At 71.2% G+C, this 10,946-nt stretch carries 12 protein-coding genes; 8 read left to right on the top strand and 4 right to left on the bottom strand.

Going from position 1 to position 10,946, the window contains the following annotated elements; all coding sequences use genetic code 11:
• Nucleotides 1-205 precede the first annotated feature (205 nt).
• From FV226_RS02730 to FV226_RS02715, 4 genes are all read left to right on the top strand, one after another.
• Nucleotides 206-862: a DUF1345 domain-containing protein gene (locus FV226_RS02730; RefSeq protein ID WP_147761700.1), complete on the top strand. Its 657-nt coding sequence runs from the start codon at nt 206-208 to the stop codon at nt 860-862.
• 87 nt (nt 863-949) lie between these two features.
• A complete protein-coding gene (locus FV226_RS02725) occupies nt 950-1,222 on the top strand; it encodes a BrnT family toxin (RefSeq protein WP_147761720.1) in 273 nt (90 codons plus the stop codon).
• Nucleotides 1,203-1,502, top strand: coding sequence for a BrnA antitoxin family protein (locus FV226_RS02720; RefSeq protein ID WP_210246492.1), 300 nt, complete (start codon nt 1,203-1,205; stop codon nt 1,500-1,502). The genes FV226_RS02725 and FV226_RS02720 overlap by 20 nt, the downstream gene beginning before the upstream one ends.
• Before the next feature lie 70 nt (nt 1,503-1,572).
• The gene (locus FV226_RS02715) at nt 1,573-2,727 is read left to right on the top strand and encodes an aminotransferase class I/II-fold pyridoxal phosphate-dependent enzyme (protein WP_147761698.1); all 1,155 of its coding nucleotides are present in this window, start codon (nt 1,573-1,575) and stop codon (nt 2,725-2,727) included.
• Nucleotides 2,728-2,764: 37 nt separating this feature from the next.
• Here FV226_RS02715 and FV226_RS02710 read toward each other — a convergent pair whose 3' ends face one another.
• Together FV226_RS02710 and FV226_RS02705 are read right to left on the bottom strand one after the other, a co-directional pair.
• Nucleotides 2,765-4,024: a methyl-accepting chemotaxis protein gene (locus FV226_RS02710; RefSeq protein ID WP_147761697.1), complete on the bottom strand. Its 1,260-nt coding sequence runs from the start codon at nt 4,022-4,024 to the stop codon at nt 2,765-2,767.
• A gap of 247 nt (nt 4,025-4,271) precedes the next feature.
• Nucleotides 4,272-7,382 (bottom strand): ribonuclease E/G, encoded by a 3,111-nt coding sequence (locus FV226_RS02705; protein WP_147761696.1) that lies wholly within the window; start codon nt 7,380-7,382, stop codon nt 4,272-4,274.
• A gap of 14 nt (nt 7,383-7,396) precedes the next feature.
• Between FV226_RS02705 and FV226_RS02700 the strand changes: the two genes are divergently transcribed.
• The 3 genes from FV226_RS02700 (at nt 7,397) to FV226_RS02695 (ending at nt 9,057) form a co-directional block, all read left to right on the top strand.
• Nucleotides 7,397-7,702, top strand: a complete 306-nt coding sequence (locus FV226_RS02700) for a hypothetical protein (protein ID WP_147761695.1) — start codon at nt 7,397-7,399, stop codon at nt 7,700-7,702.
• A gap of 436 nt (nt 7,703-8,138) precedes the next feature.
• A complete protein-coding gene (locus FV226_RS28885) occupies nt 8,139-8,264 on the top strand; it encodes a hypothetical protein (protein WP_281406016.1) in 126 nt (41 codons plus the stop codon).
• Nucleotides 8,265-8,442: 178 nt separating this feature from the next.
• Entirely contained in the window at nt 8,443-9,057 is a 615-nt protein-coding gene (locus tag FV226_RS02695) for a ParB-like protein (protein WP_147761694.1), read from the top strand.
• Between the two features lie 18 nt (nt 9,058-9,075).
• On the opposite strand, the gene FV226_RS02690 is transcribed toward FV226_RS02695, so the two are convergent.
• The gene (locus FV226_RS02690; protein WP_246685564.1) at nt 9,076-9,456 is read right to left on the bottom strand and encodes a PRC-barrel domain-containing protein; all 381 of its coding nucleotides are present in this window, start codon (nt 9,454-9,456) and stop codon (nt 9,076-9,078) included.
• Between the two features lie 118 nt (nt 9,457-9,574).
• Between FV226_RS02690 and mepA the strand changes: the two genes are divergently transcribed.
• The gene (mepA, locus tag FV226_RS02685; protein ID WP_147761692.1) at nt 9,575-10,504 is read left to right on the top strand and encodes a penicillin-insensitive murein endopeptidase; all 930 of its coding nucleotides are present in this window, start codon (nt 9,575-9,577) and stop codon (nt 10,502-10,504) included.
• Nucleotides 10,505-10,620: 116 nt separating this feature from the next.
• Here the strand turns inward: mepA and FV226_RS02680 are convergent, their stop codons facing one another.
• Nucleotides 10,621-10,917: a hypothetical protein gene (locus tag FV226_RS02680; RefSeq protein WP_147761691.1), complete on the bottom strand. Its 297-nt coding sequence runs from the start codon at nt 10,915-10,917 to the stop codon at nt 10,621-10,623.
• Nucleotides 10,918-10,946: the final 29 nt, after the last annotated feature.

The raw sequence follows: 10,946 nt of genomic DNA, 5'->3' as shown, positions 1-10,946 counted from the left end.
GGACAGCATCGCCGCGAGGCAGGAGGCCGAGAGCAAACGGGGGAGAAGCATACGTCCTCGCTGGGCGGGCGCGGCGGGCAGGCCGAGCCGGGGCATGGTCGATCCGGTATCGATCGGGTTAGGCGTTTTCACGGCGGCGGGTCAAATCCCCGGATCGAATCCGGTTTTGCACGATGCGTCATTTCTCCTGCGAGGCGTCACGTCGATGATCGATCCCCTCCGGGCCTTCCGGCTCCGCCCGCGCCTGCTCGCGGCCTTCGGCATCATGGCCGCCTGCGCGCTGCTGGTCCCGGGGCCGGACCTCGTCACGCGCCTGCTCGCAGGCTGGTGCGCCGGGATCGTGGCCTACGCCGTTCTGATCGTCCGCCAATCGACCGGGCAGTCCCGTGACGCCCTGCGCCTGCAGGCCTCGCGCCTCGACGACAGCGCGGCCCTGGTCACCGTGTTCACCCTGCTCGCGGCCGCGGCGAGCTTCGCCGCGGTCGGCGTGTTGGTGCTCGGCGGCAAGGCGAGCGGGGCGGGCAAGGTCTTCGACCTGACGCTCGCCGGCGCGACGGTGCTGTGCACCTGGTCCTTCGTGCAGCTCGTCTTCTCGGTCCACTACGCCCACGTCTACTACGGCGACGACGCGCCGGGCGAACGCCGCGGCGGCCTCGACTTCCACGGCGACGAGGACCCGGACTTCTGGGACTTCCTGTACTTCACCGTCACCATCGGCGCGGCGGCGGCGACCTCGGACACCAACATCACCAGCAAGCGCATGCGCCGCATCGCGACGGTGCAGACGGTCTACGCCTACCTGTTTAACACCGGCGTGCTGGCCCTCGCCGTGAACATGGCGGCGGGGTTCGTTGGGCATTGAGGATGTTGGGCGATCCGGGCGATGCTCCCGAATCGTCGGCGCGCCGTTTCGTCATCGCCGGCCGCATTTGATGGCGCTACAAATATTATGGCGATCACCTTCGATCCCGCGAAGCGAGATTGGACGCTCCGTGAGCGAGCCCTCGATTTCGCAGCTGCCGCGACCGTCCTCGCCGGCTCCTGCGTCAGCTTCGAAGACGATCGCCAGGATTATGGCGCGACGCGCATCATCACGATCGGGACGCTCGCGAGCCGGATGGTCGTGGTCGGCTGGACCCTGCGTGGCGACGACGAGCATGTCTTTTCGATGAGGAAGGCCAATGACCGTGAGCAAAAGAAATATGGTCCCGCCCTCCGCTGACGGCATCGGGCAAACGGACCTTGCGCGGCTCGATGCCCACGTGATCCAGGCGAGCGAGTATGACGAGATTCCCGAGATTACCGACGCCATGATGGCGCGCGCAGTGCCCGGCTCGGGCCACGACATCGCGCGCCGCGGGCGTGGGCGTCCGAAATCCGAGGCTCCGAAGCGGCAGGTGACGTTGCGCCTCGACGGCGACGTGATCGCGGCGATGCGCGCTAGCGGGCAGGGCTGGCAGGCGCGGGCCAACGCCGTGCTCCGCGAACGCTTCAAGGCGTAGCGCCACGGCGACAGGTCCTGCGGGCCGTTCGAGGGCTGACCGGCGGCCGCGGCCCGCGTATAAGCGTCGGATGATCCCGATCTCCCGCCGTGCCGCCGCCGTCGCGCCCTTCCTCGCCATGGACGTGATGGTCGCCGCCGCCACAAAGGCGCGGGCCGGGGAGGACGTGGTGCGGATGGAGGTCGGCCAGCCCTCGGCGCCGGCGCCTCGGGCGGTGATCGCCGCCGCGCAGCGGGCGCTGGAAGGCGGCCGCGTGCCCTACACCGAGGCCCTGGGGCTGCCGGCCCTGCGCGAGCGCATCGCGCAGGATTACCGCGAACGCCACGGGGTCGCGGTGCCGCCGGAGCGTGTGGTGGTGACCACCGGTTCGTCCGCCGGCTTCATCCTGGCCTTCCTGAGCCTGTTCGACGCCGGCGCCCGGGTCGGCGTGCCGCAGCCGGGCTATCCGGCCTATCACAACATCCTCTCGGCCCTCGACCTGGTGCCGGTGCCGATGCGCCTGAGCGCCGCCGACCGCTACGCCCCGACCGCCGCGCTGCTTCAGGCGACGCATGCGGCACATGCCCTGTCCGGCGTGCTGGTGATGAGCCCGGCCAACCCCTCCGGCACGGTGATCGGTGAGGCGGCGCTCGCCGAACTCTGCGCGGCGGCGCGGGCGCTCGGCCTACCCTTCGTCTCCGACGAGATCTATCACGGCCTCGGCTACGGCGTGCCGACGACGACCGCGCTCCGGTTCGACTCGGATGCGATCGTCATCAACTCGTTCTCGAAGTACCATTGCATGACCGGCTGGCGGGTCGGCTGGATGGTGGTGCCCGACGCCCTCGTGCGCCCGATCGAGCGGCTGGCGCAGCACCTCTACATCTCGGCGCCCTACCTCTCGCAGGTCGGCGCGCTGGCGGCCTTCGATGCCACCGAGGAGCTCGACGCCGTGCGCGACGGCTACGCCCGCAACCGCGCGATCCTGCTCGATGCGTTCCCCGGAATCGGCCTCGGGCGCACGCATCCCGTGGACGGCGCCTTCTACCTTTACGCGGATGTGGCGAACCTCACCAACGACGCCTCCGCCTTCTGCCGGCGGATGCTCGACGAGGCCGGCGTGGCGGCCACCCCCGGCCTCGACTTCGACCGGGAGGCCGGCCACCACCACGTCCGGTTCTCCTTCGCCGGCTCGGAAGCCGAGTGCCGGGAGGCGGTGCGGCGCCTGCGCACTTGGCTGGCGTGATGCCGCTCAGGCTCGTCCGACCCGGCGCCTGATACGTTCAGGCTGCCAGGACGGCCGCGTCGGCGGCCGCTGCAGCTGCGAGGGTCGTCGCGGTCGCCGCGTCGAAGGCCTGGAACGCGACGGTCGCGGCGTCCCAATCCTGAACCTTCACGCCGGCGCAAAGCGCTGCCGCCTGGGCGGCGGCGGCGATGACTCCGGCGCGGACGTTTGCGGGCAGGATCGGGTCGGCGACGATCGCCATCATGCCGGTATGGGGCACGACGCCGACCAGCACCGAAGCGAGCCGGCGCTTCCAGGCGGCGCAGTCGGCCGGCAGCCGGGCGAGGGCCACGGCCAGGGGGTCGCCGTCCAAGCGGTCGAGCAGGGTGCGGCTCATCGCTTCGAGCGCCTCGAGCTCGCCGATCGCGTCCTTGATCTCACCGCGCGACTTCTCTGTGCCGGCGGCGATGCGGCCGACGTTGGAGGCGATCTCGCCGGTGGCGGCGATCTGCTGCTCCATCACCTCGGCCAGGGCCCGCATCTCGGAAGCCGCCTCGGCGACCGCGGCGCTCTCGGCCTCGACGCGGGCGTTGGCGCGGTCCATCACCTCGGAGCCGGCCGCCACCGCGGCCCGGCTGTGGCCGACGGCCGCGTGCATGGCCGACAGCTCGGTCTGAAGCGCGGAAAGCCGCGCGCGGATCTCGTCGGTCGCCCGGGCGGTCTGGCCCGACAGCGCCTTCACCTCGCCGGCGACCACGGCGAAGCCTCGGCCCGCCTCGCCGGCGCGCGCCGCCTCGATGGTGGCGTTGAGCGCGAGCAGGTTGGTCTGAGCCGAGATCGAGGCGATCGCGGTCGCCATCTCTTCGATCCGACGCGCAGCCGCGGCGAATCCGTCGAGGCGCCCGCCGATCTCCGACGTGCCGGCCTGGATCTCCTGCATCCGCTCGCCGGCCCGGCGCATGTCGCCAGCGCAGATCGCGATGCCCTCGCGGGCCCGCTCGGCCGTCTCGGCCGAGGTCTGCGACCGGGCGGCGATCTCGCTGGTCGAGGCGGCGAGTTCCTCGCTCGCGGCCGCGATCAGGCGGGCCTGGTCGGCGACCTGTGCGGAATCGTGGGTGAGCCAGCCGATCGAGGTTCCGGCCGACGAAGCCGCGGCCGACAGGCGGCCGGGCAGGCGCAGCGCTTCGGGGTCGGCGGGCGGCACGGAGACGGGCTTGATGGCCTGCTCGGGCGCCTCGGCGGTGCAGTCGAGACCGCCGGGAGCCACAACCGAGAGGGCCGGCGTTTCAATCCTGGCTTTGCGGAAGAAGCTCAACATCGATTGCGTTCCTTGGGACAGGACTGCAACCTGGAATGGAATAGGTCAATACGGAGTTTATACCGCACACGTTTGTACACAAACAGAGCGATTTCAATCCGTCGGTGATGTCGAGATCGTCATTTGCGCCGCACCCGATGTCTCGGAGACCTCATTGCCGTCGCCGGCGAAGCGAGGCCCTGGGTTCGTTGGAACCCAGGGCCTCGTCTCAGTCGGCCGGCTTCGTTTCAGCCGGCCTTGCGCCGGTTCATTCGCCAGTCAGCGCGGCCTTGGTGCGCGACCACCAGCCGGCACGCTTCGGCCGGTCGGGATCGGACGGCTCGCTGAGCACCACCGCCACCGGCTCCGGCGCGCGCACCGGAGCGGGCGCCGGGGACGCCGGCTCGACCATGGGCTCGGGGGCCGCTTCGGTCGCAACCGGCGACGGCGCCGGGGCGTCGGGGGAAGATGTCTCGGCGGGGCTCGACACCGGCAGGTCGATCGCGGTCTCGGCGGAAGGCGTCGCCGCGGCGATCGCCGCCTCGACGGCCTCAGCGCTCACCGGCTGCTCCGGCTGCAGTTCGGCGACCGGGTCGCCGCCTGCCTCCTGCGACGCGTCGAAGTCGGACGCGGCCCCCTCGGACGCGACGGCGTCGCCACCATCCCGGCCGCGGCCCTCGGCGCGGCCGCGGCCGCCCCGACGTCCGCGGCGCCGGCGGCGTCCGCCGGCATCCTCGTCGCCCTCGGCCGGCGCGGCCTCCCGGGCCGGCGCCTCCACGGCTTCGGCGTCTCCGGTTTCTGCGAGTTCGCCCTCCGCCTCGTCGTCGGCCGACCCCTCGCGTTCTCCGTCGCCCTGCTCCGAACCGGCCTCCGCGCCGCGCTCGGCCTCGCCGCCCTCGGAGCGACCGCCGCCGCGCTTGCGCCGGCGGCGCCGGCGACGGCGCTGGCCGTCGCCCTCATCCGATTTCTCCGAACGCTCGGCTCCAACCTCGCGACCGTCGTCGGCCTCGTCGCCCTCGGCGTCGGTCTCGCCCAAGACCTCCGGGCCGGCGGCGTCCTCGAGGGTTTCGTCCTCGATCTCCTCGAAGGTGTCGTCCTCCTCGATCTCGGAGGTCGGCGAGATCGCGGTGGCGCGGATTCCGGTGATCGGACCCTCGGCGCGCTGGGCCGGCTCGCCGCGATCCAGCTGGTAGGCGGTGGTGGCCCCCAGCCGCTCGTCGGCGGCGATGGTCACGGTGACGCCGAAGCGCATCTCGAGCTCGTGCAGGTGCCCGCGCTTCTGGTTGAGGATGTACAGCGCCACCTCGGTGCGGGTGCGCAGGATCAGGTTGTGGCTCGCCGACTTGAGCAGCGCCTCCTCGATCGCCCGCAGGATGTGCAGCGCGACCGATGCGGTGGCGCGCACGAAGCCGGAGCCGCCGCAATGCACGCACGGCACCGACGAGGATTCGAGCACGCCGGTGCGGATGCGCTGGCGGCTCATCTCCATCAGGCCGAAGGGCGAAATGCGGCCGACCTGGATGCGGGCGCGGTCGTTCTTCAGGCAGTCGTTGAGCTTCTTCTCGACGGCGCGGTTGTTGCGCTTCTCCTCCATGTCGATGAAGTCGATCACCACGAGGCCGGCGAGGTCGCGCAGGCGTAGCTGGCGGGCGACCTCCTCGGCCGCCTCCATGTTGGTGCGAAGCGCCGTGTCCTCGATGTCGTGCTCGCGGGTCGAGCGACCGGAGTTCACGTCGATCGAGACCAGGGCCTCGGTCGGGTTGATCACGAGATAGCCGCCGGACTTCAGCGTCACGTGGGTCGAGAACATCGCGTCGAGCTGCTGCTCGACGCCGTGGCGGGCGAAAATCGGCGTTGCGTCGCGGTAGGGCTTCACCACCTTTGCGGATTGCGGCATCAGCATGCGCATGAAGTCGCGCGCCTCGGCATAGGCCGCCTCACCCGAGACCAGCACCTCGTCGAGGTCCTTGTTGTAGAGGTCGCGGATCGCGCGCTTGATCAGCGAGCCCTCCTCGTAGACCAGAGCGGGCGCGGTCGAGGACAGGGTCAGCGCGCGCACGCTCTCCCACAGACGCATCAGGTATTCGAAGTCGCGCTTGATCTCCGGCATCGTGCGCGAGGCGCCGGCCGTGCGCAGGATCACGCCCATGCCGTCGGGCACCTCCAGCGCCTGGGCGGTCTCCTTGAGGCGCTTGCGGTCGGCGGCCGAGGTGATCTTGCGGGAGATCCCGCCGCCGCGGCCGGTGTTCGGCATCAGCACCGAGTAACGGCCGGCGAGCGACAGATAGGTGGTGAGCGCCGCGCCCTTGGTGCCGCGCTCTTCCTTGACGACCTGGACCAGGATGATCTGGCGGCGCTTGATCACCTCCTGGATCTTGTAGTGGCGGCGGTGGCTGCGCGGACGCTCGGGCAGCTCGCCGAGCGCGTCGCCGTTGCCGCCGACCTGCGAGATCTTCGGCTCGGCGTCGGGATCCTCGTCGCCCTCGTCCTCGTCGGACTCCTCGTCGTCGCCGTCCTCTTCGTCCTCGTCGTCGGAATCGTCGTCCTCGTCCTCGTCTTCATCCTCGTCGGATTCGTCCTCGGACGCCGTCGGCGCCTCGGCGACGGTCAGTCCCTGGGCCACGGCGACGATCGCCTCAGGGCGCGGGGCGTCGTCGGCGGTCTCCCCGTCCTGGGCCTCGTGCTCATGCGCCTCGCCGGCAGGCTCGTCGGCATCCGGCTCGGGCAAGACGGCGGAGGCGTCGCTGCCCGGCGCGATCGCGCCCTCGGGCCGGTCCTCGTCCACATGCGCCTCGGCGACGTGATCGTCGCCGGCATGGGCTTCGTGGGCATGGGCTTTGTGGGCATGGGCCTCAGCGGCCTGCGTGTCGTGGGACTGCGCGTCGTGATGCGCCTCGCCGGCCGGGGCATCATGCCCGTCCGCACGGGCGGCCTCGTGCGACGCGTCATGCTCCTGCGCGACGTCCTCGGCGCTCACGGTCTCGTCGAGCTTGGCGGCGGAGGCCTCGGCCCGGCGCCCGCGGACGCGGCGGCCGTTGCTGCGCGGCGACTTGCGGCGGCGTTCCTCGCGCTCGCGGTGCTCTTCCGCGTCGCGCGCCTCGTCCTCGAGCAGCGCCTGCCGGTCGGCGAGCGGGATTTGGTAGTAGTCGGGGTGGATCTCCGAGAAGGCGAGGAAGCCGTGGCGGTTGCCGCCGTACTCGACGAAGGCGGCCTGGAGCGAGGGCTCCACGCGCGTCACCTTGGCGAGATAGATGTTGCCGCGAAGCTGGCGCCGGTTGGCCGCCTCGAAGTCGAATTCCTCAACCCTAGAACCGTGAACCGTGACGACCCGGGTCTCTTCCGGATGCATCGCGTCGATGAGCATCTTGTTGTTGGCCATGACGAACTTTCGACATGGCGGCGGACGTCGCTCTCCTGGGCCCGTGTCCCGGTGGAGCCTCGCCCGGCCTGAAGGCCGTCAGGGAGAGGGCTCGCGCCGGCCTCGAAACCGAGGCCGCGGGGCTTGAACTGAAGGGATTGCCGTCAACCGCCGCTCGGCGCGCGCTTCCGCTGCGCCTGGGGTTGAACCTGATCGGGGGGACGGACGGATCGGCGCGACGCGCATCGCGCACGCTGACGGCACGGGCAACGGCAATCGATGCTGTGCCTCCGTCCATCTGTATTCCCGACCTCGCGAAAACCATCTCGACCGTCCCGTGATGACGAGGCGACCGCGAATTCCATGATAACCCATGCGCCGGGACAAAACCCGTCGCGTGTGCAGAGCCCCGGCCGTCCAGGGCCGCAGCGGCGGAGAATCTTCGCCGCCGCGGGCACGTCATCGCCCGATGGCGGGCCGCGACGCACGAACGATCCCGTGAGGATCGGACAGGGCCTGCCATCATTACAGATCGTCGCAGGGATTTGGCAAGGCCGAGCTGGAATCGCCCGCCAAGCGCCTACAGGGCGGCGCCCGTTTCAAACCGGCCGGCGTGTTCGCGGGCGGGAGGCCAGGGCGCCGATGTCGCGCCCGACACCCACAATCTTGCCGGCTTTGGGGCGCGGACTGCCGGTCCTGCGGTTGCACGGGCGGCGATCCGCCGAGCCCGCTCGACGACCCTCTTCGATTCCCTCGGATGGAGTGCGCGAGCCCTTGTTGAAAACCATCGCCCTGGTCGTCTCGGTCGCCGCCTTCCTCGCGCTCCGGGCCTTCGTGAAATTCCTGCTGCTCCCGTTCCGCGCCCTGCGGAACCTCCGGAAGGACAGCCCGATCTCGACCTAAGCTCCGCTTGGCCGACGGCCCTCGCAGAACCGCTCGTCGCAGAACCGCCCGTCGAAGGGCCGCGGGCGGCTATCGGAACCGTGAACGGCGGGGCGCCGATCGTGCCTTCCGGCGTGGGCTGGAATCATGACAGATCGCCGCGGGGGCCTGAAGGCTCGGCGGTGGGAATACCGAATCGATGGCCAACCGTGAGCCGGTGCTGGCGCCCGTCCCGATCGCGGACCTGCGCCCGACGCAGATGACGGTGGGCTACCGGGAGGTCGCCGAGAAGCGCCGGCGCTGGCGCGACTACGACGACGACAAGCGCGCCGCCTTCTTGGGGGCGCACATGGTGCCGACCCTGCTTGGGCCGAAGAAGCGCCACTACGTCATCGATCACCACCATTTGTCCCGCGCCCTGCTGGAAGAGGGCGTCGAGAGCGTGCTCGTGACCGTGGTCGCGGACCTGCACCACCTCGACAAGGACGCGTTCTGGACGGTGTGCGATCACAAATCGTGGGTGCACCCCTACGATGCCGAGGGCGTGCGCGCCGGGTTCAAGGATATCCCCAAGGCGATGGCGGACCTCGCCGACGACCCCTACCGGAGCCTGGCCGGCGAGCTGCGCCGGGCCGGGGGCTTCGCCAAGGACACGACGCCGTTCAGCGAGTTCCTCTGGGCCGACTACCTCCGTCGCCACGTCAAGGCCAAGCGCATCGAGAACGACTTTTCGGCGGCGCTGGAGGAGGCGATGGCCTTGGCCAAGGCGTCCGAGACGAGCTACCTCCCCGGCTGGTGCGGCCCGACCGCATAGCGGCGCTCGGCCCTTGCGTCACAGGCCCCAATACGGCGCCGCGTTGTAGTAGCGGTGGACCCGCTCCTCCCAGGCGTAGTCTTCGGCCGGGTCGGTGCCCTCGGGCGAGCGCGGCGGGGCGTCGCGCAGCTGTGCCTCGGTGACGTCGACGACGTAGGCGTCGTGCTCGGGCGAGAAGCGCAGCACCGCCCAGGGCAGCGTATGGAAGCCCTCGCCGAGCCCGAGGAAGCCGCCGAAGCTCATCACCGCGTAGGCGACCTGGCCCGAGCGCTTGTCGAGCATCAGCCGCTCGATCGGTCCGACCTTGGTGCCGTCCGGCCGGCGCACGTCGGTGCCGACGACGCGGTCGTGGGCGATCAGGCTGCGGGCCTGCTCAGGGGTATCAGGCGTGGGTGTCACGATGCGGCCTCCGGTTCGTTCGGCCCGCGCAACGGCGGGCCTGCCCGAAAAACGCCCCGGCGGCGGGCGACGTTCCGATCCTCGACGGGCGACCGCCGGACCGGATACACAGACCCGCATGCACACGCGCCGCCTCGCCCTCTCCGCCGCCCTCGTCCTTTCGTCGGCCCTCGCTTCGCCCGCCCACGCACAGGACAAGGGGACCCTCAACCCCAAACCCCTGCCGCCGCTGGAGAATCCCGACGCGCCCTCGACGCCGGCCAAGGCGCTGTTCGGGCGGGTGACCGGCCCGGCCTCCGGCCCCGCCCACGCCTACGGCTCCTACGCCAAGGGCTGTTTCTCGGGCGGCGCGGCGCTGCCGATCGACGGGGCGACGTGGCAGGTGATGCGCCTGTCGCGCAACCGGAACTGGGGCACGCCCTACCTCGTCGACTTCCTGGAGCGGCTGGCGGCCAAGGCGCCGCGGGTCGGCTGGCCGGGCCTGCTCGTCGGCGACATGTCGCAGCCGCGCGGCGGGCCGATGCTCACCGGCCACGCCTCGCACCAGCTCGGGCTCGACGCCGACGTGTGGCTCACCCCGATGCCGGACCGGCGCATGACGCGGGCAGAGCGCGAGGAGACCTCGGCCACCGACATGGTGCGGCCTGACCGCCTCGACATCGACCCCGACACCTGGACGCCGGAGCGGCTGAGCCTGATCCGCCTCACCGCCGAGCAGCCGGAGGTGGCGCGCATCTTCGTCAACCCGGCGATCAAGAAGGCCCTGTGCCGGGAGGCGGACGGCAGCCGCGGCTGGCTGCGCAAGGTGCGCCCGATGTATGGGCACAATTACCACTACCATATCCGCCTCGCCTGCCCGGACGGACAGGATTCCTGCGGCGACCAGGCCGCCCCGCCGCCCGGCGACGGCTGCGGCGAGGAGCTCGCCTACTGGTTCAGCGACGCGATCCTCCACCCCCGCCCCCCGAAGACCAAGCCGAAGCCACGCCCGCCAATGACCATGGCGGCCCTGCCGGCCGAGTGCCGGATGGTGCTGAAGGCGCGCTGAAGGCGAAGGTTCGCAGGCGGACGGCGCACGCCATCACCCCACCCTGAGGTGCGGACGCGAAGCGGGCGCCTCAGGATGTGGTGGTGGGTTGGACGATGGGTCGGCGGCCCGTCGGATTACGAAAGCTCCTCTCCCGGCGTCGGCTCGGCTGCGGCGGCGCCGGGCTCCGGGGCGGCGGCGGGCGGCGCGGCCGGGGGCTGGTCGACGAGCGTGCCGATCAGGTCGAGGAGCGCCCGGTGCTCGGGGCCGCCGGCGCCGGCGCGCAGGAAGGCGCCGACGGGGGTCTCGGAGGTGCGGCCGCCGGACGACGCGTTCGGCTCATGCAGGATGGCGACCTCGGCGCCGTCCGCGCGGCGGAGCCACCAGCGGTCGCCGTTCTCGCTGGCGTGGATCAGGCGTCGATCGGTCTTCATGGGGGCGCTGTCCTGGTTGGCACGGACGG

The sequence above is a fragment of the Methylobacterium sp. WL12 genome, from assembly GCF_008039475.1.
In the GTDB taxonomy this organism is placed as follows: Bacteria; Pseudomonadota; Alphaproteobacteria; order Rhizobiales; family Beijerinckiaceae; genus Methylobacterium; species Methylobacterium cerastii.
The sequence above is the reverse complement of the archived record's forward strand: the minus strand, read 5'-3'. Positions and strand labels throughout refer to the sequence as shown.

Excerpts from the sequence above, each read along its gene's own strand:
- FV226_RS02715 (WP_147761698.1), top strand. The coding sequence starts at position 1,573 with ATGATCCCGATCTCCCGCCGTGCCGCCGCCGTCGCGCCCTTCCTCGCC.
- FV226_RS02705 (WP_147761696.1), bottom strand. The coding sequence starts at position 7,382 with ATGGCCAACAACAAGATGCTCATCGACGCGATGCATCCGGAAGAGACC.
- FV226_RS02695 (WP_147761694.1), top strand. The coding sequence starts at position 8,443 with ATGGCCAACCGTGAGCCGGTGCTGGCGCCCGTCCCGATCGCGGACCTG.
- mepA (WP_147761692.1), top strand. The coding sequence starts at position 9,575 with ATGCACACGCGCCGCCTCGCCCTCTCCGCCGCCCTCGTCCTTTCGTCG.
- FV226_RS02680 (WP_147761691.1), bottom strand. The coding sequence starts at position 10,917 with ATGAAGACCGATCGACGCCTGATCCACGCCAGCGAGAACGGCGACCGC.
- FV226_RS02720 (WP_210246492.1), top strand. The coding sequence starts at position 1,203 with ATGGTCCCGCCCTCCGCTGACGGCATCGGGCAAACGGACCTTGCGCGG.
- FV226_RS02700 (WP_147761695.1), top strand. The coding sequence starts at position 7,397 with ATGGCGGCGGACGTCGCTCTCCTGGGCCCGTGTCCCGGTGGAGCCTCG.
- FV226_RS02730 (WP_147761700.1), top strand. The coding sequence starts at position 206 with ATGATCGATCCCCTCCGGGCCTTCCGGCTCCGCCCGCGCCTGCTCGCG.
- FV226_RS02710 (WP_147761697.1), bottom strand. The coding sequence starts at position 4,024 with ATGTTGAGCTTCTTCCGCAAAGCCAGGATTGAAACGCCGGCCCTCTCG.
- FV226_RS02725 (WP_147761720.1), top strand. The coding sequence starts at position 950 with ATGGCGATCACCTTCGATCCCGCGAAGCGAGATTGGACGCTCCGTGAG.